The organism is Paludisphaera mucosa (assembly GCF_029589435.1).
GTDB classification, from domain to species: domain Bacteria; phylum Planctomycetota; class Planctomycetia; order Isosphaerales; family Isosphaeraceae; genus Paludisphaera; species Paludisphaera mucosa.
Map to the genome: position 1 here is coordinate 3,851,903 of NZ_JARRAG010000002.1, position 19,419 is coordinate 3,871,321.

Genomic DNA, 19,419 nt, shown 5'->3' on the forward strand with positions numbered 1-19,419 from the left:
CATCGCCGTCCCGAGGGCTTGAAGTGAAGAGGCTCCGGAGCCTCCTCGGCAAGCTTGGTCGATCGCGACGGCGATGTCAATCGGCCCGCAGACTGGGACGTGAGGCGCTCCGGATACGCCCCGTCGAAACGTCGCATTTCGGATGCGTCCCGTGACGAAGGGACCACCGCGAGCGAATCACCGAGCATGTGGACCCGGTGGTCGAGATGGGGCGAGTCGCGATGTCGAGTCGAAATGCACCACGCCAGCCGGAGGAACCCGCCGCCTTGGGCCCGCCCCGGTCCGACCACGAGCGGTTCGTCGCCCTCCTGGAATGCCACCGAGGAGCCCTGCTCAAGGTCTGCTGGGCGTACGGCCGCACCCCGCACGATCGCGACGACTTGCTGCAGGAGATCGTCGTTCAGCTCTGGGACTCGTTCGGCCGGTACGACCCCGACCGCAGGTTCTCGACCTGGATGTATCGCGTGGCGTTGAACGTGGCGATCGACTTCGGACGCAGGCGGCGGAGGTGGGGGAGGGAAGCCGCAAGTCTCGACGAGGATGAGACGAAGGCCCCCTCGACGACCCGGGACGACGACCTGAAGCGGCAACGGTCGCGCGAGCTGCGCGAACTCCTGGAACGACAGCCCGGCGCGGACCGGGCCATCTTGCTGCTCTACCTGGAAGGCCATTCGTATCGCGAGATCGGCGACGTCCTCGGCATCAGCGAGTCGAACGTCGGTACGCGATTGAACCGTCTCAAGAACGCGCTTCGGCGATCCGTGCAAGGACCGCCCGGGGAAGGAGGAGCCTCGTGATGGAACTCGAAGAACTCCAGCAGGAATGGCGGCGGCTCGATCAGAAGCTCGATCGATCGCTGTCTCTCCAGACCGAACTCGTGCGCCAGGTCGTGATGCCGCCCGCCCGTCGCCGCGTCCGTCGGCTGGCGGTCTGGCCTGCGATCGACGTCGCCTTCTGCGTGTTCGGGCTGATCCTCGTCGGGACGTTCGTGAGCGGGCACGGGAGCGAGTGGCGACTGCTGGCCCCGGCCATCGCCGTCATGATCGGCTTCATCGCGCTCCTGGCGAGCAGCATCCGTCAACTCGCGGCCGTGGGTCGGATCGAATGGAGCGGGCCGGTCGCCGAGATCCAGGCCGCGCTCGAACGGCTCCGGGTCGCGAAGATCCGGCAGTTCAAGTGGGTCATGCTCCACTCGCCGCTCCTGGGGTTCTGCGGCTTCCTCGTGGGGGCGCACTGGCTGTTCGACTGGTTGACCGAGGGCCGCGTCGACGTCCTGGCCCGGCTCGACGCCCGGTGGGTCGCGGCCAATTACGCCTTCGGCGTGCTGTTCGCGCTCGCGGGTCGCCACGTCGCGCGATGGCTCGCAGCTCGATGGGCCGGGCGTCCCTGGTGGCGAGCGACGCTCGACGGCGTCTCCGGCGAGAGCCTACGGGCGGCGGCCCGGGACGTCGACCACTGGGCGAGCTTGCAGGATGATCCATCGAGGCCTGGCGGCTGACGGCATGGACTGTGTCGGAGATCCAACTCGGCGCTATAGCTTTCTCGGGTCAGAGGACGCAGGCTCACGCGGCTCCCACGGATTCGGACTCAGGGGTCGGCTCCAGTCAGCCGTAACTCTCTCCTCCCAAAAGAGAAAGCCCTTCGGCGTCCACGCCGAAGGGCTTGTGTTTGTGAAAAGTCGGGGCGACGGGATTCGAACCCATGACCTCCTGCTCCCAAGGCAGGCGCGCTACCAGGCTGCGCTACGCCCCGCGTTTCGAGACATCAGGCATCGTAAGCGGAGGCGCGGCGGCGGTCAAGCGAAGGCTGGACCGCCGCGGGACCCGTGGGAGGCGACGCCTCAACCGAAGCTCGGGGCGAGAGATGCGTGGGAGACGGCGGTCGTCACGTCCGCCGCCGCGGCGGCGGATTCGGCGACGGACAGGGGCCACCGCAGTCGGGCCTCGGCGTCCGGACGAGGCGTCCAGTCGAGCCGACCGCGATGTTCGGAAACCACTCGTGCGAGCAGGGGGAGCGACAGCGACTGCGTGGTCGAGGCCAGGGCCGCGTGTGGCGAGGTGGGTCCGGGGGGCGACGCGTCGAGCGGGGCCGCCGCGAACTCCCTCCACTCCACCTCAAAATGGCGGGCGGTGGTCCACCAGGACAGGACCGCGCCGCCGCCCGGAGACAGCCGCGAGGCGCGCCAGGCGATGAAGCCGTCGAGGGCCGAGGAGAGCCGCATCGCGTCGAACTCGCCCGTCGATTCGCCGGCGGGCGGCTCGATCGTGAGCGTGAGGCCCTGACGCTGGAAGGCCGCGACCCAGCTTCGCGCGCGCTCGTCGACGATCGCCCGGAAAGGCTGCCGCACGAAGGTCAGCGACATCGAGCGGTAGATCGACTGGATGAGGTCGAACAGGCGCTCGACCTCGGTGTAGGTCCGATTGAGTTCGTCCCAACGTTCGGGCAGCGGCCCGGTGGCGGCCCGTTTCGTCAGATAGAAGCTCATCTTCATGCTGTTGAGCAAGTTCCGGCAGCGATGGTTGAATCCGCTGAGCGCCTGCCGGAGGGGTTCGAGCTGGCCGTCGTCGATGAACCGGAGCAAAGAGCCACTCAAACCGTCGTCCGCCGATCCGTCATGCGGGTGTTGCGACATCGAGTTTTGCACCTGGGTCTTCGTTTGCCGTCCGTCGAACTAGGCAGGACGGACGGCCTATGATGGCAGCATCGGGGACGAACCCGCAAGGGATTCCCGTCCGTTATCGAAAGCCGCGCGACTGTATCAGGATGGTGCTCCTCCTGGGCAAATCATGCGCCGAAAACCTTGAGAGGTCCCCCTGTCGTACAGTGGGCGGTTTTATCGAGATGCGCGAAGGGGCGCGGGCCGCCGAAACGGACCGCGCCCCCTGTCGGGCGGATACCCGCGTTCTCGATTCCTTCATGAGGGTCCGAAATGGGAAGCGACGCCCTCACAGTCGGCTTGCACGCCCTCAGGCGCCCCGGATCAGGGCGCAGACGCGGTCGAACTCCTCCTGGCTGTTGAAGTCGATGATGACCTGCCCCTTCTCGGCGGTCCGCGAGCGGATCAGGACGGCGGTGCCGAACCGCTGGTGGAGCTGCTGTTCCAGCTCCACGATGTGGGGGGCCTTCACCAGCACATGCGCCGCGTCCTTGCGGAGGCGGGGCTTCGCCGGAGTCGGGACGCCGGTGGCGACGAGGGCCTCGGTCTGGCGGACCGAGAGCCGCTCGGCGATCACCCGGCGGAGTGCGACGACCTGGCTGTCGGCGTCGGGGAGGCCCAGCAGCGCCCGGGCGTGGCCCTGGGTGACGGCGTTGTCGCGGACGGCGTCGAGGACTTCCTGGGGGAGGTCCAGCAGCCGGATCAGGTTGGAGACGGTCGAGCGGTCGAGCCCCAGCCGGCCGGCGAGTTCTTCCTGCGTGCCCCCGTAGCGCGAGAGGTATTCGCGGAAGGCGGTCGCCTTGTCGACGGCGTTGAGGTCCTCGCGCTGGAGGTTCTCGACCATGGCCAGCTCGAAGACCCGCTGGTCGTCCAGGTCCATCACCCGCGCGGGGATGTCGTGGAGTTGGGCCTCGATGCTCGCCCGCAGCCGGCGCTCGCCGGCGATGAGCTGGTAGCGGTCGCCGACGGCGCGCACCAGGATCGGCTGGAGGATCCCGTGCTGGCGGATCGAGTCGGCGAGCGTCGCCAGCTCGGCCGGCGCGAAGTGGCGGCGGGGCTGATAGGGGTTGGGGTCGACCTGGTCCACGGCGACGTGGAGCAGCTCGGATTCCTCCAGCGACCCGGGCTCGAATCCCCCCTCTTCGCGTCCCAAGAGAGCCTCGAGCCCACGTCCCAGGCGTCGTTTATTCACGGTCGATGACCTCCATGACAAGTTCCGTGTAGGCTCTGGCGCCCCGGGCCCTCGGCGCGTAGTCGAGGACGCTCCGTCCGTGGCTGGGCGCCTCGCTGATGTGCACGTCGCGCGGGATCAATGAATCGAAGACCGTCTCGTCGAAGTACTGGCGGACCTCGTTGACCACCTCGTTCGCCAGGTCGAGCGCCGGGTCGTACATGGTCAGCACGATCCCGCCGATCTCCAGGCGGTGGTTGTCCTTGGCCTTGGTCTGACGGGCCAGCTCGATGATCTGCGAGAGCCCTTCCATCGCGAAGTATTCGCACTGGATCGGGATGTAGATCTCGGCAGACGCTCCCAGCGAGGCCCGCGTCAACTGCCCGAGCGACGGCGGGCAGTCGATCAGGACGTAAGTGTACCGGCTCAACTCCCCGTTCAACTGCTGGCGGAGCGTCGACGCCCGCTGTCGGTTGGAGGCCGAGAGCGCGTCGGCGTCGGCGAGGCTCTGCGAGCCCGGCAGCACGAACAGGTTCGCCTGCGACGTCTCGACGACCGACTCGGCCAGCGGCTTGCCCGCCAGCAGCGGATGCCGCTGCGCCGGCTCGACCCCGAGCCCGCTGGTCGCGTTGCACTGGGGGTCGACGTCGATCACGAGGGCCGTCCGCCCCGACTTCGCCAGCCCGGCGGCGATGTTGATCGCGGTCGTCGTCTTCCCCACGCCCCCCTTTTGATTGGCCACGCTGATGATCTTGGCCATCGAAATCGCATCCTCCCCGGAAGCCTTCGGCGTTCCTCCTTTGCGGATTCATCGGCTGATGCGGGCGGAAACTCGACCCGTCTCGGCGGGCCGGAGGTCTTCCCATGGACGGCATGGAAGCGGGGCAAGCGAGGCAAGATCGACCGGCGGGCCGATCCGCAAAGTCCGTGCAGACCCCGGCATGCGACCAGCTTGCCAGACCGGCCGCGTCAGCGGCCGTGCATCAACCGCGCGGCGTCGGCTTCGAGCCGGTCACTGTAGACGACGGGGTAATGCGATTCGGACCCGGGCGCCTTCAGCTCGTCGGGGAGGGCCGCGAGCTGGGCCTGGCATCGGGCGCGGATCTCGGCGATCGACGGCGGCCGGCCGACGAGGCACCCGGCCCGGAGGACGGGCGTCAGGAGCGGCTCGAGGCCGTCGGGCGCAGGCTCGTCGGCCCGTGCGACCAGATCGCCGGCGAAAATCCCCGAAGGGTCGCGGCGGCGGTAGACCTGCTTCGCCATCGGGTACGTCTTCTTGCCGGGGGCGAGCTTGACCCGTCCCGCGCCCTCCATCTCGACGAGCTTGTAGACCATGGAGATCGCCGGGGCGTCGCGCGAGGTGACCAGCTCCGTGCCGATCCCGTAGCCGTCGATCGGCGCGGCCGAGGCGGCCAGTTCCTCCAGGGCGTTCTCATCGAGGTCCCCCGAGGCCACGATCTTGACGTCCGCCCTGCCCTGCTCGTCGAGGATCGCGCGGGCCTTTGGCGCGAGGTCGGCGAGGTCGCCGCTGTCGATGCGGACGGCCGATCCCGGCGGGGCGTTCGCCGCGGCCTTGCGAACGCCTTCGAGCGTGTCGTACGTGTCGACGAGGAGCGTCGTCGAGGTGGGGAAGACGCGGGCGTAGGCCTCGAACGCCTCGGCCTCGGTCGCGAACGACTGGACCCAGGAATGGGCCATCGTGCCGACGCAGGGGATCCCCAGCCGCCGCGCGGCCTCGACGTGGCTGGTGGCGTCGAAGCCCGCCAGGTACGCCGCTCGCGCCGCCAGCAGGCCGGCCTGGGGCCCGTGGGCGCGGCGGGCGCCGAACTCGAACAGCGACTTGCCCCGCGCCGCGATCACCATCCGGGCGGCCTTCGACGCCACGAGCGTGGGATAGCCGAGCGACGCCAGCAGGAACGTCTCGACCCACTGCGCCTGCGGCAGCGGCGCGGTCACCCGTACGAGGGTCTCGCCCGGGAATACGACGGTCCCCTCCGGGATCGCGAAGACGTCGCCTTCGAAGCGCAGTCGGCGCAGGGTTTCGAAGAACGTCGCGGGAAGGCCCTTGAACGCCGGCCAGCGTCGCAGCGCCTCGACTTGCTCGTTCGAGAAGGCCAGCCGCGACAAATCGCCGATCGCCTGTTCGAGCCCGGCGAAGACCAGGAACGACCGGTTCGGCGGCAGGCGTCGGACGAAGATCTCGAAGGTCGCCGATTTCCCGCCCATCCCCTCGGCGAGGTACCCGGCGAGCATCGTCAGCTCGTACAGGTCGGTGACCGGTCCCAGGGCCTCGGGATCGGGCCAGAGCGAGACGAACGGCTCGGGCGTCATCGGGGATCTCCGGTGCCTCGGGGGACCATCAACCATAGGGGGGCGTCGGCTTCCTCGGGCCGGGCCCCGGCCGTCGCGCCGGGGTCGACGTCGAGACGAGTCGGCAGGTTCAGCCAGGTGGGAAAGGTGGCCCGCGTCTCCCAGCGCTCCTGCAATCGGGCGACGTCGCCGGACTGGCGAAGCTGAGCGAGATCCACAAGAACCCACGAACCGTCGTCGTTCTTCAAGAGGCCCTCCAGATCGCCCTCGACCCGGACCCCACCCCCGCCCCGCGCATAATAGAAGGTGAACGGCGGCCGGACCAGCGCCCGAAGCCCCGTCTTGCCCTCGGGAAGACTCTTCAAGAGCCGGGCCGTCGCCAGCCGCAGCGAGTCGCTGGGGGCGAGGATCCCCGGGCTCGCCTCCGCCCCGATGGGTACGCTCGAAGCGATCAGCGATTGCGACAGGGCCGCCCCACAGCAAGCGACGGCCAGCGGGACGCGGTTCCATCGCAGCTCGGTCATGGCACTCATCCCCGGTTCGATCAGGCTGGCGAGGAGCCCCGCGGTCGCGACCCAGCCGAGCGCCTGGATCGGCAGCCAGAGCCGCGCGTAGGGATGATAGAACGGCGTCAGGATCGAGAGCCCGACCCAGGCGACGCCCAGCAGCCGGAGCCCCGGCGACGCCCCATTCCCGAGGAAGACCAGCCGGGCGAGTCCGACCCACCACAAGACCGTGGGAGCCGCGACGGCCGCCGCGGCGAGCGAGGCGATCCCAAGCCACGCCCGCCGCGAGGTCCGGACCCGACCCCGGACCAGCGCCACGCCGGCGACGGTCAGGATGCAAGCAGCGAGGTTCCACGCGAAACCTCCCGATAAGATGCTCATCTGTTCGAGCTGGTGCGCCCAGTGCGGGAGCCACGACCCGACCGAGCCGACGTAGCCGCGATGATGCGCCATCAGCGCGGCGTACCCTCCGTGCGACTCGACGAACGCGAACCAGGGGGCGTAAGCCAAAGCCGCCACGACCGCCGCCAGCGATCCCCAGCCCCAGACACGCCGCTGATATGACGCCGTTCGTCGCGAGGAGTCGAGTGCCGTGATCGTCGCGGCGGTGATCATCACGGCGACCCCCAGCGTCCAGCCGCTGTACTTGACGAGCTGCGCGACCCCGGTCGCCGCGCCGAGGAGGATCGAGGTGACCGCGCCGGGGCGTTCCAGGAACCGCTGACCCAGGACGAGCCCGACCAGCCAGCAGAGGACGAACGTCGCGTCGGTGAGCGCCATCCGCGAGAAGGCGACGTGGAAACCCGAGGCCGCGACGAGCGCCGCGACCGTCGCGCCGGCGCCGGGCCCGAACGTGCGCCGGGCGAGCCAGGCCGCGGCCGGGATCGCCAGCGTGCCGGTCGCCACCGAGACCAGGATCGCCGCGACGTCGCTCGGCCCGAGGATCGTGTAGGCCAGGCCGACGAGCAGCGGGAATCCGGCCGGGGCGTAGGGGACCACCAGCGGGTCGATCCCGCCCGGCCCGAGCGGCCAGAGCCCGGCGATCGCATAGATCCCTTCATCGAAATGGACGAGCCCCAGCCGGCCCAGGCCCCAGGCCCGCACGCCCAGCCCGAAGGCCGTCATGGCGGCCACGAAGGCCCACTCGCGGCGATTCGTCAGGGTTCCCGGCGTCGGCTCGGCTGGCTTCATGGGGGACGATTCTATCGCGACGCGGCCCGCCCCCGCACGCGGTCGCCGCGAAATCCCCTCCCCTGCAGGCTCAGACGCCGGCCGGCCGACGCCGCGCGGCCAGGGCCCCGACGGCCAGCCCGCCGAGTCCCAGGAGGACCAGGCCGGCCGGCTCGGGCACAGCGACGAACTCGCTCAACTGGCCGCGGATTTCGCCGTCGGGGAAGTTGGGCGTGTGCAGGTTGACGTACGTTTCGCCGGCCTGGATGGCGACGAGGGCGTCGGCGAAGGACGCCGGCCCGCCGGGGGCCGCGATGAAGTCGGCCGCCGTCAGGAGCCCGACGAGGGCGCCGTCGGTCCCGGTCCCCGGCGGGATGACGAAGGGCAGGATGACCGGCCCGGTGGTCCCGGCCGAACCGAAATGGATGTGGGCCGCGGCCAGGTCGCCCGAGAGGCCGCCGAACGAGATCACGTAGGCCAGTTCCCCGGACGCCGACTCGTAGGTCAGGGCGGCGAAGCCGACGGCCGGCGAGGCGTTCGGCGGGACCTGCTGGTCGCCGGTCAGGGTCGCCGTGACGATGAAATCGGCGCGGGCGGCCGAAGAGACGAGCAGCAGGGCCAGGAGAGGGGCGAGTGCGGGCTTCATGGTGCCGTTCCTTCGTACGTATGATCTGGATTCGTACATCTTGGATCACGTTCGACAATCTAACCGCGCGAGACCGGCTCGCCTAGCCCCTTAACTGCGCAGGCCGGCGGTCCGGAGACAATTTTCCTCCCGCGACGCCGGATGTTCCGGGGACGGGCGCGGTCGGCCGCGTCGCGTCGTAGTAGAATGAATAAGGGTTGGGGACGGTCCCGGTCGGGCCTCGCCCCTGACACCGCGAAGGATGACGAGCCGGCGATTCGAGCCTGGAGGCGGCGACCATGTCCGAGGCCATTTCCGACGCATTCCTGGAAGGTCAGGGGATCCCCGTCCCGCTGGCGCAGATCGACGCCTCGCTGGAGAAGCTCTGGGGACCGGCGGCCGAACGCGTGGGCGGGCCCGAGCTGGAGAACCCCACCGTGACGCGGGTCGTGCTGGCGAACCTCGTCGTCGAGCGGCTGACGCCCGACGCAGGGGCGCTGCGGCCGGTGGTGGAGACGGTCGTGGGCCAATTCCCCTGCCGCGCGATCGTGATCCGACTGTCCGAAGAGCCCGGCCGCAAGGTCTCGGCCGAGGTCTCCGCCGTCTGCACCCTGCCCGAGCCCGGCTCGCCCCAGGTCTGCTCCGAGCGGATCGTCCTGAAGGCCGGCCGCGACGCGCTCGACCTGCTCCCCGGCGCGATCCGGCCCCTGCTGGAGGCCGAGCTGCCGATGGTCCTCTGGTGGACGACCGACCCGACCGAGCACGAGGAACTCTTCCGCGACCTCGCCGACGAGAGCAGCCGGATCATGCTCGACCTGCCCGACCCCGGCGCGTCGGCCGCGGCGCTCCGGCTCGGCCTCGATCCGGACCTTGGCTCGTGCAGCCGCGACGCCGTCTGGTACGGCCTCATCCACTGGCGCGAGCTGGTCGCGCAGCTCTTCGACTGCCCGATCCACCGCCAGTCCCTGGGCCGCATCGACGCCGTCCGGATCGACGCCCTCTCCTCGGACCCGTCCACGCCCCCCCGGCTGGCCCTGTGGCTCGCGGCCTGGCTCGCCGCCCAACTCGGCTGGACTCCCGAGGGGACGCCCGAGGTGGCGCCCGACGGCGACGGCTCGACGTTCCGAGCGACCTTCAATGCGCCCGCGGGGCCCCTCTTCCTGGAAGTGCACACCGGGCCGCTGACCGCCGACCTGACCCCGACCCCGCGTCTTCTGGGCGTCGCCCTCTCCGCACGGGGAGAGAGCGGCCCGGAGTCCTTCCGGCTGGAACGGACCTCCCCCGGGTCGCCGGACGTCCGGATCCACGTCGACGCCCCGGGCTATTGCCGGATCCCCAACATCGTCCACGCCGACGCCCTCGACCCGGCGCACCGGGTCGCCGCGGCCCTCGAACTCTCGCGGTTCGACCCGCCGTTCGAGAAGGCGACGCCGTTCCTGCTCTGGCTGCTGGAGCACGCCGAGGCCGCCGCCCGCTGACCTCTCGATCCCCTTCCACCCGGACCCGAGGACCGTCCCGATGCCCCCGAGCCCCCCGGAATTCGAGCTTCTCAGCCTCAACATGGTCGGCGACGTCGCCGTCGCCCAGGTGACGACCCACGAGCTGAGGTTCCCGAACCAGGCCCAGGCGCTCTCGTACGAGCTGGGCCTGGTCGTCGGCCAGGATTGGGCGGCGAAGACGCTGATCGACCTGAGCCGGGTGCAGTACGTCGGCAGCACGACCTACGCCGTGCTGGTGGGGACGGTCAAGCGGGCGGCCGAGATGGGGCACCTCGTGAAGCTCTGCGGCCTCGCCGGAGAGGTGCGGGTCGGGGCCGACATCATCGGCCTCGACCGCATCGCCGAGATCTACGAGACCGAGGCCGAGGCCCTCGCCGCCTTCGCCGCGCCGCCGACCGGGCCGGCGTTCGCCTCCTGACCCGACGCCGGCCTCAGCGCGCCGCGACGCTCGTGCAGGGCGTCTTGCGGTCGATCCGCTTCAGCAGGCCCGTGAGCACCCGGCCGGGGCCGATCTCGTAAAACGTATCGAACCCGTCGGCGATCATCCGCCGCATCGATTCGTCCCAGCGCACGCCTTGCAGCACCTGGGTGACGAGGATCGAGCGGATCGCCTCCGGGTCGTCGTGGGGCGAGGCGTCGACGTTGGAGTAGACGGGGATCCGCGGGGCCCGGACGTCGACGCGGGCCAGGACCTCGGCGAGCTGCTCGTCGGCCGGCCTCATCAGGGGGGTGTGGAAGGCTCCCGCGACCGCCAGGCGGACGACCTTCATCGCCCCCAGCTCCTGCGCGATCGGCTCGACGTGCTCCAGGGCCGCGGCGTCGCCGGAGACGACGATGTTGCCGGGGCCAAGCATGTTGGCCTTCCAGAGTCGGCCGTACGGCTCGACCTTGGCGCACAGCTCGTCGACCTTGTCCTCGTCGAGCCCCAGCACGCTGACCATGCCGCTGGGAGAGGCGGTCGACGCCGCCTGCATCGCCTGGCCGCGACGGCGGACGACCTCCAGGCCGGCCTCGAAATCGAGTGCGCCGGCGAACGTCAGGGCGGTGTACTCGCCCAGGCTCAAGCCGGCCGCGCCCTGGCAGGCCGCGACGGCCTCGGGGTTGGTCGCCTTGAGGCTCTCAAGCGCGGCGAGGCTGGCGACGAAGATGGCCGGCTGGCTGACGTCCGTCGCCTCGAGGGCCTCGGCCGGTCCCTCCAGACAGAGCTTGCGGAGGTCGATGCCGAGCACGGCCTCGGCGCGGTCGAACAGGGCCCGGACGGCCGGCAGTTCCTGCTCCAGCTCGCGGCACATGCCGACGGCCTGGGCTCCCTGGCCGGGGAAGAGGAAGGCGATCTTGGACATGGGGGTTCCTCGCGATCAGCTCTTGGGCGCGTCGACGGCGTCGTCGAGGGTGGCCCCGAGCTGCTCGACGATCTTGGCGTTGATCCGGTCCGCGGCCATCAGGTTGGCGACCCGCAGGGCGTTCTTGATCGCCCGCGACTTGGACGAGCCGTGGCAGATGATGCAGGCCCCGCGGATGCCCAGCAAGGGGGCGCCGCCGAACTCCTCGTACTCGAACCGCCGCTTCAGGTTCATGAGGCTGCCGGCGATCTTCTGGCCGACCTCGACGGGGAACTCGGGCAGGAGCCGGGCCAGCTCCTCGCGGAGGGTCGCGAACAGGAAGTCGACGGCCCCCTCCCCCGCCTTCAGCAGGACGTTGCCCACGAAGCCGTCGCAGATGACCACGCGGACGTGGCCCTCGTAGATGTCGCGGCCCTCGACGTTGCCGACGAACCGCGAGGCCCAGGGGCTCTCCTCGAACAGCTTCCGGGTGCCGCGGGTGAGGTCGTTCCCCTTCTCCTCCTCCGAGCCGACGTTGAGGATGCCGATGCGGGGCGCGGTGACGCCCAGGATCTCCTCGGCGTAGATCGAGCCCATCAGGCCGTACTGATAGAGGTCTTCGGGCTTGGGGGCCATGTTGGCGCCGACGTCGATGATGACGATCGGCCCCTGGTGCGACGGGAAGATCGCCGCGATGCCGGGGCGGCGGACGCCGGGGAGGAACATCTTGGCGTGGGCCCCGGCGAAGAGCGCCGAGGCCACCATCGCGCCGGTGTTGCCGGCCGAGACGATGGCCTGCACCTCGCCGGCGGCCATCATCGCCCAGCTCCTGGAGATCGAGTTGTCGCGCTTCTTGCGGAGGGCCTCGACGGGCTTCTCGTCCATCCCGATCGCCTCGGCGGCGTGGACGATCGGCAGCCGGTCGCGCGGCGCCTGGGGCGCCTTCTCCAGCTCGGCCTCGATCCGCTCGCGGTCGCCGACCAGGACCGTGATCAGGTCCTCGCGATCCAGGACCGCCTCCACCGCGCCCGCGACGATCGGTCCGGGGGCGAAGTCGCCTCCCATCGCGTCCAGGGCTATGCGCATCGTCGATCTCCCGGTGTTCCCAGCCTCTTGAACCGCCTCGTCGCCTCGGCCGCGTTCCGCACCGTCGTCCCGGGCCGGCCGTCGGCCGCCGAAACGACGACGGGATGCGGGACGGGGAGCTTCGCCCAGTCCGCATCCCGAAAAAACGACCCGAGGGTTCCGGCCCACCCGCACCGGGCCCGAGGCCCGGCGGCGAACGTCGGATTCATCAGCGTTCGCGAATCAAATCGGTCCCATCCTAGAGGGCCGTACGGTGGCTGTCAAGCGGCCTCAGCGTCGCCGCGCGGCGACCTTCCGCGGCGACTTCGCCACCGGGCCGAGTTCCACGCGAAACAACCCGTCGGGGCGGAGCCGACGGCGGGCGGCGTCGCGGACCCGATCGGGGGTGACGGCGGCGATCCGCGTCGGCCAGTTCCGGGGCTCGTCGAGCGGCAGGCCCAGGCGTTCGAGGTCGACCAGCCGCTCGGCGCGCTGCTCGACCGTCTGCAGCTCGAACAGCGAGGCCCCGGCCAGGTAGCGCTGGACCCGGTCGACCTCGTCGTCGGAGAATCGCCCGTCGTGCATGGCCCGGATCTGCTCGGCGACGGCGGCGACCACGCGGTCGGCCTCCTCGGGCATGGTGCCGGCGTAGATCCGGAAGAGGCCGGGCAGCACGTCGGCCGAGTCGGTCGCGCCGCCGCCGATGCTGTACACCAGCCCCATCTCGTCGCGGACGATCCGCCCCAGGCGGTCCGAGAAGCCGGGGCCGGTCCCCAGGATGTGGTCCAAAATCAGGAGCGCGTCGAAGTCGGGGTCGTGGCGGGCGATGCCGCGATGGCCCAGGACGATGTGCACCTGCTCGCCCGGGCAGTCGATCCGCCGCGCCCGGGGACGGCCGACCTCGGGGAGCTGCGGCCACGGCGGGGGCGTCGCCCCATTCGACTTCCAGTCGCCGAGGTGGGCCTCGACCAGCCGCTTGAGGCGCGCCGGATCGAACTCGCCGACCACGACGAGGAAGGCGTTCTCGGGGGCGAAGTGGCGGTGGTGGTGGGCGACGACGTCGTCGCGAGTCAGCCGGCGGAGGTCGCGGACGCCCCCGCGGTAGTCGCGGCCCAGCGGGTGGTCGCCGTAGACGAGCCGTCGAAATTCCTGCTCGGCGCGGAAGGCGGGGTCTTCCCGGTCGGCCTTCAGGTCGGCGACGAGCCGCTGCTTGGTCCATTCCAGGGCGTCGGGCGGGAAGGCCGGGCGGCGGGCGACGTCGGCCAGGATCTCCAGGCCCAGGGCCAGGTCCTCCGACCGCGTCCGCAGGGCGCTCCAGGCGGAGCTGAGTTCGAGCGAGCCGCCCACGTCCTCGATGGCCGCCGCGACGTCCTGCGCCGAGCGGCTGGCGCTCCCCTCTTCGAGCATCCGACTCGTCAGCGCCGCCGCGCCGGGGGCCGCCTCGCGGACCCACCCGCCCTCGACGTAGAAGTCGACCGCGGCCACGCCGACGCCCGGCCGACGTTCGTGGATCACCCGCAGGCCGTTGTCCAGCACGAACCGCCGGGGCCGATAGTCGATCAGGCGCGGCCGCGAGGGGAGGCTCGCGGCGGGCAGGTCGGCCGCGACGAACGGCTCGCCGGTGGCCGGGTAGCTGGGCTGCCGGCCCGCCGAGACCCGCCGGTTCGAGGCGGCCGCGTGCGACGAGGGGGCCGGGGCGTCGTCGGAGCGGAGCAGCCAGCCCGAGGTCAGGTTGGCCTCGACGAGGTACTTCGCGGCCACCTGGCGGACGGCCGCGGCGTCGACCGCCAGGGCGGCGGCGTGGTCGGCCTGCCAGTCCCGCCAGTCGCCCCACAGGGCGGCCTCGCCGACGCCGCAGGCCAGCGCCAGCAGGTCTTCCTGGTCCCATCGCCAGCCGGCCTCGAAGCGGTTGCGGACCCGCCGCATCTCCTCGTCGGTCGGCCCCTTGCGGATCAGGTCGCCGACGATGTCGAAGATGGCGGCCTCGACCTCGGTGCGGTCGATCCGCTCCTCGGCGGCCTCGAGCTGCACGAGGAACTGCCCCCCCTGCCTCCCGGGCGCGTGCAGCGCCTCGACCCAGCCGGCGAGGCGGTCGTCCTCGACGAGCGCCCGCCAGAGCCGCGAGCGGCGGCCGGCCGAGAGGACGTCGGCCAGGACGTCGATCGCGGGGGCGTCGGGGTGCTGCGACGGCACGGTGTGCCAGCCCAGGATCGCCCGCGGCATGGCGTCGGGCTCGACCAGGACGAAATCGCGGCGACCCGACTGGGTCCCCTCGTCGCCGTCCAGCCGGTGCGGGCGGACCTTGCCGGACGGGACCGCCCCCAGGCGGCCCTCGACGCGCTCCATGACCCGCTCCGGGTCGAGGTCGCCCGCGAAGACCAGGACGGCGCCGTCGGGCCGGTAGTGGCTGCGGTAGAAGGCTTCCAGGTCGTCGACGGTGATCGAGGCCAGGTCCTGGGGCCAGCCCAGCACCGGGTTCCGATACGGGTGGCGAAGGTAGGACAGGGCCTGGTGGGTCTGGTCGAGCCGGGCCAGGGCCGACTCGACGTCCCGCGCCCGCTCCTCGCCCACGACCTGGCGCTCGGCCTCGACCTCGCGGCGGTCGAAGCGGGCGCACGTCATGCGGTCGGCCTCGATCTCCAGGGCCAGCTCCCAGCGATCGGCGGGGAGCGAGAACCAGTAGTGGGTGCGGTCTTCCCCGGTGTCGGCGTTGGCCTGACCGCCTGCGACGAACGCGAGCTGGTCGATGCTCCCCTTCGGGAAACGCTCGGTCCCCTTGAAGAGCATGTGCTCCAGGAAGTGGGCGATCCCGGTCTTCCCCGGGGGCTCGTCGAAGGAACCGACCGGGTAGAACAGGTCGCAGACCACGATCCGGACCCCCTTGCGGGGGAGGACCAGGACCTTCAGGCCGTTGCCCAGGACCCGTTCGAAAACCGGCTGGGAGCCCACCCTGGCGACGGTGGAATGCGACTTGAGCCGTCGAGCCATTTCGGTGCGACCCTTTCCATCCTTCGATCGGAGGATTGATCGGCCGACGGCGAGGAGCCCGGGCTCCGACGGCGTCAACCGGAAGGGGCGGCCCCGCGACGGGGCCTTCGCCCCCGCCCCGGCCCGCGGACGCAGTTCATTCTACCATCTCGAAGCGAGCAACGCGCCCCCGGCCCGCCCGGCGACCTTGAGGCGTCGCCCGGAAGCCGGTCCCCGTCCGTCGCGGCACGGGGATTGCACAAACTCCCCGGGCGGCGACCGATCGCGCCGTCGCTCCGGGGGAAGCTCCGTCTTGACGATGGACGGCGTGGCGCGATTCGTGAATAATTCGTAGGACCTGGCGGTCTGGCGGGCGTCGAGCACCCGCGCCGGCGGCGAGGTCGTCGTCGGCGAAGTCTCCGGAACGATGACGTTTCGGAGAGGCGCCGGGCCGGAGCCCATCCCCATGATTTCCGCCCCACGCCGCGGCTTCACGCTCATCGAGTGCCTGGTGACCGTCGTCGTCCTCGGCGTGCTCGCGGGCCTCATGCTCGCGGTCGTGATGCGGGCCCGCGAGGCGGCGCGGCGGACGCAGTGCGCCTCGCACCTGCATAACGTGGGCCTCGCCCTCCATCAGCATCAGGAGGCCCGGGGCACCTTCCCCTCGGGCGCAGGGTCGGCCTCGTTCCTCTGGAAGATCCTCCCGTTCCTGGAGCAGGAGCCCCTGCACAAGACGTTGATCGACGACCGGACGGCGGCGATCCCGCTGCCGGGCCTCTACCTCTGCCCTTCCGACTCCGCCCGCACCGCGCCGATGTCGCGGTTCGCCACCAACTACGCGGGGAACGCCGGCGTGTTCGGTCGCGAGCCCGTCGCCGCCTGGGACGGCGTCTTCTCGAATGAGGAGCTGACCCCCCGCGACGTCGGCGACGGCTTGAGCCACACCGCGGCGGTCGTCGAGTGGATCGTCGGCGGCGGCGACGTCTCGCGGGCCACCCGGCTCGGCTCGATCTACATCGTCGATGACGCCTTCCCCGACTCGGCGGCCGGGCTCGACGACTTCGCGAAGGCCTGCGACGCGTCCGGTCCGGGCGGGCCCTGGCCGGCGGCGGTGCCGTTCAAGGGCTCGTACTGGTTCCGGGGCCGGCTCGGGCATTCCCTCTACACCCACGCCCTGCCGCCCGATCATCCGTCCTGCCGCGCGGCGCCGGACCTGAACGCCATCACCGCCGGCAGCCTCCACGGCGACGGCTGCAACGTCCTGCTCCTGGACGGCGCGGTGCGGTTCGTGCGCGATACCGTCAATCCGTCGGTCTGGCGCGGCCTCGGCACCCGCGGCGGCGGGGAGGCGATCCCCGGGACGGCGTACTGAACGCCGGAAGGCGGCCCGGCCTTCGTTTCACGGGAAACGCAGGATGCGGGTGCCCCCCCGCTTCATGAGCAGGCTCGGCGTCCGTCCCTGGCCAACCGCCTCGCCCGTCAGGGCGTCGACGAGTCCCTCCCGATCCGTCGGCAGGCGGAGCCGAACCTCGCCGTCCTGGCTGGCGTGGAGGACGAGGAACGGCCCGCCGGCGTAGACGTTGCAGTCGACCTCCGTGTAGAGGTGGACGCCGGCGTTCCGGGCAGCCAGCCGCACCAGCTCCGAGGTCAGCCCCGGGGCGCCGACGAACAGCGAGAACGCCGGCCCCGTCGTCCCCGGCCGCAGCGCGACGGCCGTCGAGCCGTCCGGGTAGCGGGCCAGGATCTCGGTCGAACGGGCGTCGGCCGCCGCGAAGGTCGGGACGACCTGCCGGTCGACGCCGAAGGCCTTCGAGAGCCCGATCGCCCGGCCGGCCTCGGTCGGCTCGGCCCAGGCCTTCGCGGCCAGGCTGGGCCTCAGGTCGAAGCCGGTCAGCTCGCGCATCGCCTCGGTCGAGGGGACGTCGCCGTCGAACCAGCCGGGGGCGTAGCACCAGACGACCCCCTTGCCCCGCGTCGCCCATCGCAGCCCGGCGCGTTGCTCGGCGGTCAGGCTCCAGGCGTCGAGGATCACGTAGAGCCGGGCGTCGACCTTGCCCGCGATCACGTCGTCGAGCAGATACTGGCCGTATGGCGCGCCGGCCCTCCCCAGCGCGCCGCGGGCCTCGTAGACGGCGGGACGGCTGACGACCTGGCCGCCGGCCGCGACCCGCGTGAGGCTCGCCTCGTCGAGCACGGCGGCGATCTCGAGGCGGTAGGCGACGGGGTCTTCGAGCAGCGGGCGGTCGATGGCTTCCAGCCGCCGCATCTCGTCCCACAGCCGGCGGTCGTTGAACCAGCCGGTCGCGCCGAGGTCCATCCACCAGGTCGCGAAGTTCCGCACGGCCTCCTGGCCGACGTTGCGGAGGAGCATCGAGTTGGTGTCCTCGAGCGAGTCGGCCCCCGCCTCGGCCCCCGGGAACGTGCTGGTGGGGGCGAGATAGGTCCGGGTGTCGTCCTCGTTGAGCCACATCTTGCCCGCGAGCGCGACGCTCTCTGCGGCGGTCATCGCGGGCGCGCCCTGACCCAGGCCGCGGTCGAAGTACGAGATCGGCGAGCAGAGGACGTCGACGTCCGGCGAATCGAGGACCCGTCGCAAAGCGTAGTGGCCCGAGATCGCCGGGCCGTTGACGATGGCCCCGAACTCGAAGACGTAGCCGTAGAAGAAGACCACGAGCTTCCGCCCGCCCGAGGCCTCGCGCACCGCCTTGGCGAGGGTCAGGACGCAGTCGGCCATGGCCTCCTGCTGGAACGTCGACCAGTCGAGGATCGGCTTCTCCGTGACGGGGTCGCGGAAGATCCCCCGGGGCGCGGCGTGCCGCTCCTGCGGCGAGGGGACGGCGGCCGCGTCGAGGCGGACAGCGGGGTCGCTCCAGGCCTTCCGCAGGGCGTCGTCCGTCTGGTACCGCGATCGAAGCCAGCCGCGCCAGGCGACCAGGTCGGCCGGCGCGTAGCCGCTGAGGGGCTGGCTCCAGGTCTCCTGATAGAACCACTCGCCGGTATTCTGGCCGGTCGGGTGGTAGCCGGCGACGTGGTCGCCGAACTTCTCCTCGACGTGCTCCACCAGCGCCCGCAATCGGGCGGCGGCGTCCTCGCGGAACTGAGGCGAGGCGGGCACGGCGTCCTTCCGCGCGCCGTCCTCCCACTTCATGACGGCGTCGGGATGCTTCACGGTCCACCAGCTCGGCGGGTACAGGCCGACCCGAGGGAGCAGCAACGCCCGGGGATTGACGCGGAGGACCTGCTCGCAGGCCGAGTCGCAGGCCGACCAGTCGGCGGGCTTGCCGGGTTCGGGCCAGGGGAGGTCGAGCGGGAAGCTGACGAAGTCGACGCCGGCGTCGGCCGCGAGCTTGATCTCGTCCTCATACGGCCCCGGGGGCCCGCCGAGGTAGACGAAGCTCGAGCCGGGGCGGTAGAACCCCAGCGTCAGCTCGCGCGGGACGCTCGACCGGACCCAGAACGTCACCTCGTAACGATGGCCCTTCTCGAGCTTGAGCCGCGTCTGGTGGAAGACGTGGAAGTCGGGCCACTCGCCCCCCTTCGCCGGCGGCCGGAGGGCGATCCGGAGCCCCGCCGAGCCCCCCTTCCCCACGCCCGGCTGGACGCCCGCCGCGCCGACGGTGTTCTGCTCGCCGGTCGGCCAGAAGGTCCAGTCCTTCGCGAACCCGTCGGGCCCTTGCTCGAAATCGCGGAGCGGGATGACCGCGCGGCCTTCGCCCAGGTCCACGACGCGAAGGTCGTCGACGTCGACCTCGCCGGGCTTCGCGCCGCAGCGGAAATGCAGCGTCCCGTTCTCGGCCGACTCGGCGGCGACGAACTCGAAGCGGATCGCCTTCGCCTCGGGCCCGATCGGGATCGGCGCCGAGCCCGGGATCCCGAAGAACATCCGCGCCCGCACCGGCCGGCCGTCGACGACGAGCCGAGGCGCGCCGTTGCGGACCTCCACGCGGACGGTCAGGGCCACCGCCGAGGAGGCGGTCAGGAAGGCCGCGGCGAGCGCGGCGAGCGACGCAGTAGGGCCGAGAGTTCGCCGCATGGAGAGGCCTCCAGAGTGCCGGGCCGCCGGAGGCGGACGAGCACGAGGCCCGACGGGATTCTCTTCTCCCCCCGGGAGAAGGTGGCCGCAGGCCG

Annotated in this window: 15 protein-coding genes and 1 tRNA gene; 5 read left to right on the forward strand and 11 right to left on the reverse strand. The window is 71.3% G+C overall.

The features are described from left to right. The first annotated feature begins 266 nt into the window (after positions 1-266). Entirely contained in the window at positions 267-797 is a 531-nt protein-coding gene (locus PZE19_RS24575) for an RNA polymerase sigma factor (protein WP_277863249.1), read from the forward strand. After that, positions 797-1,498, forward strand: a complete 702-nt coding sequence (locus PZE19_RS24580; protein ID WP_277863250.1) for a hypothetical protein — start codon at positions 797-799, stop codon at positions 1,496-1,498. The genes PZE19_RS24575 and PZE19_RS24580 overlap by 1 nt, the downstream gene beginning before the upstream one ends. Positions 1,499-1,678: 180 nt before the next feature. On the opposite strand, the gene PZE19_RS24585 is transcribed toward PZE19_RS24580, so the two are convergent. From PZE19_RS24585 to PZE19_RS24615, 7 genes are all read right to left on the reverse strand, one after another. Continuing rightward, positions 1,679-1,752 (reverse strand) — tRNA-Pro (locus PZE19_RS24585). A gap of 88 nt (positions 1,753-1,840) precedes the next feature. Beyond that, positions 1,841-2,593: a histidine kinase gene (locus tag PZE19_RS24590; protein ID WP_277863251.1), complete on the reverse strand. Its 753-nt coding sequence runs from the start codon at positions 2,591-2,593 to the stop codon at positions 1,841-1,843. A gap of 373 nt (positions 2,594-2,966) precedes the next feature. Then, positions 2,967-3,848, reverse strand: coding sequence for a ParB/RepB/Spo0J family partition protein (locus PZE19_RS24595; protein ID WP_277863252.1), 882 nt, complete (start codon positions 3,846-3,848; stop codon positions 2,967-2,969). Then, positions 3,841-4,587 (reverse strand): ParA family protein, encoded by a 747-nt coding sequence (locus tag PZE19_RS24600; protein ID WP_277863253.1) that lies wholly within the window; start codon positions 4,585-4,587, stop codon positions 3,841-3,843. The genes PZE19_RS24595 and PZE19_RS24600 overlap by 8 nt, the downstream gene beginning before the upstream one ends. 209 nt (positions 4,588-4,796) lie before the next feature. Then, on the reverse strand, positions 4,797-6,158 hold the full coding sequence (locus PZE19_RS24605; protein ID WP_277863254.1) for a nicotinate phosphoribosyltransferase: 1,362 nt from the start codon (positions 6,156-6,158) through the stop codon (positions 4,797-4,799). After that, entirely contained in the window at positions 6,155-7,834 is a 1,680-nt protein-coding gene (locus PZE19_RS24610) for a glycosyltransferase family 39 protein (RefSeq protein ID WP_277863255.1), read from the reverse strand. The genes PZE19_RS24605 and PZE19_RS24610 overlap by 4 nt, the downstream gene beginning before the upstream one ends. Positions 7,835-7,904: 70 nt before the next feature. Next, a complete protein-coding gene (locus PZE19_RS24615; RefSeq protein ID WP_277863256.1) occupies positions 7,905-8,459 on the reverse strand; it encodes a CHRD domain-containing protein in 555 nt (184 codons plus the stop codon). A gap of 278 nt (positions 8,460-8,737) precedes the next feature. Here PZE19_RS24615 and PZE19_RS24620 point away from each other — a divergent pair, with 278 nt between their 5' ends. After that, complete coding sequence (locus PZE19_RS24620; RefSeq protein WP_277863257.1) at positions 8,738-9,916, forward strand: glucose-6-phosphate dehydrogenase assembly protein OpcA; 1,179 nt, start codon at positions 8,738-8,740, stop codon at positions 9,914-9,916. Positions 9,917-9,956: 40 nt separating this feature from the next. After that, a complete protein-coding gene (locus tag PZE19_RS24625) occupies positions 9,957-10,355 on the forward strand; it encodes an STAS domain-containing protein (RefSeq protein ID WP_277863258.1) in 399 nt (132 codons plus the stop codon). A gap of 13 nt (positions 10,356-10,368) precedes the next feature. On the opposite strand, the gene fabD is transcribed toward PZE19_RS24625, so the two are convergent. From fabD to PZE19_RS24640, 3 genes are all read right to left on the reverse strand, one after another. Further along, entirely contained in the window at positions 10,369-11,280 is a 912-nt protein-coding gene (gene fabD / locus PZE19_RS24630) for an ACP S-malonyltransferase (RefSeq protein WP_277863259.1), read from the reverse strand. Positions 11,281-11,295: 15 nt separating this feature from the next. Next, positions 11,296-12,345, reverse strand: coding sequence for a phosphate acyltransferase PlsX (gene plsX / locus PZE19_RS24635; RefSeq protein ID WP_277863260.1), 1,050 nt, complete (start codon positions 12,343-12,345; stop codon positions 11,296-11,298). Between the two features lie 270 nt (positions 12,346-12,615). Continuing rightward, positions 12,616-15,312, reverse strand: a complete 2,697-nt coding sequence (locus PZE19_RS24640) for a M16 family metallopeptidase (protein ID WP_277863261.1) — start codon at positions 15,310-15,312, stop codon at positions 12,616-12,618. Between the two features lie 445 nt (positions 15,313-15,757). Here PZE19_RS24640 and PZE19_RS24645 point away from each other — a divergent pair, with 445 nt between their 5' ends. Next, positions 15,758-16,663, forward strand: a complete 906-nt coding sequence (locus PZE19_RS24645) for a DUF1559 family PulG-like putative transporter (protein WP_277863262.1) — start codon at positions 15,758-15,760, stop codon at positions 16,661-16,663. A 27-nt stretch (positions 16,664-16,690) separates the two neighbouring features. Here the strand turns inward: PZE19_RS24645 and PZE19_RS24650 are convergent, their stop codons facing one another. Then, positions 16,691-19,324 (reverse strand): beta-galactosidase, encoded by a 2,634-nt coding sequence (locus PZE19_RS24650; protein ID WP_277863263.1) that lies wholly within the window; start codon positions 19,322-19,324, stop codon positions 16,691-16,693. Positions 19,325-19,419: the final 95 nt, after the last annotated feature.

Coding starts and splice junctions, on each gene's coding strand:
- PZE19_RS24580 (WP_277863250.1), top strand. CDS start 797: ATGGAACTCGAAGAACTCCAGCAGGAATGGCGGCGGCTCGATCAGAAG.
- PZE19_RS24600 (WP_277863253.1), bottom strand. CDS start 4,587: ATGGCCAAGATCATCAGCGTGGCCAATCAAAAGGGGGGCGTGGGGAAG.
- PZE19_RS24605 (WP_277863254.1), bottom strand. CDS start 6,158: ATGACGCCCGAGCCGTTCGTCTCGCTCTGGCCCGATCCCGAGGCCCTG.
- PZE19_RS24610 (WP_277863255.1), bottom strand. CDS start 7,834: ATGAAGCCAGCCGAGCCGACGCCGGGAACCCTGACGAATCGCCGCGAG.
- PZE19_RS24615 (WP_277863256.1), bottom strand. CDS start 8,459: ATGAAGCCCGCACTCGCCCCTCTCCTGGCCCTGCTGCTCGTCTCTTCG.
- PZE19_RS24620 (WP_277863257.1), top strand. CDS start 8,738: ATGTCCGAGGCCATTTCCGACGCATTCCTGGAAGGTCAGGGGATCCCC.
- PZE19_RS24625 (WP_277863258.1), top strand. CDS start 9,957: ATGCCCCCGAGCCCCCCGGAATTCGAGCTTCTCAGCCTCAACATGGTC.
- fabD (WP_277863259.1), bottom strand. CDS start 11,280: ATGTCCAAGATCGCCTTCCTCTTCCCCGGCCAGGGAGCCCAGGCCGTC.
- plsX (WP_277863260.1), bottom strand. CDS start 12,345: ATGCGCATAGCCCTGGACGCGATGGGAGGCGACTTCGCCCCCGGACCG.
- PZE19_RS24640 (WP_277863261.1), bottom strand. CDS start 15,312: ATGGCTCGACGGCTCAAGTCGCATTCCACCGTCGCCAGGGTGGGCTCC.
- PZE19_RS24645 (WP_277863262.1), top strand. CDS start 15,758: ATGATTTCCGCCCCACGCCGCGGCTTCACGCTCATCGAGTGCCTGGTG.
- PZE19_RS24650 (WP_277863263.1), bottom strand. CDS start 19,324: ATGCGGCGAACTCTCGGCCCTACTGCGTCGCTCGCCGCGCTCGCCGCG.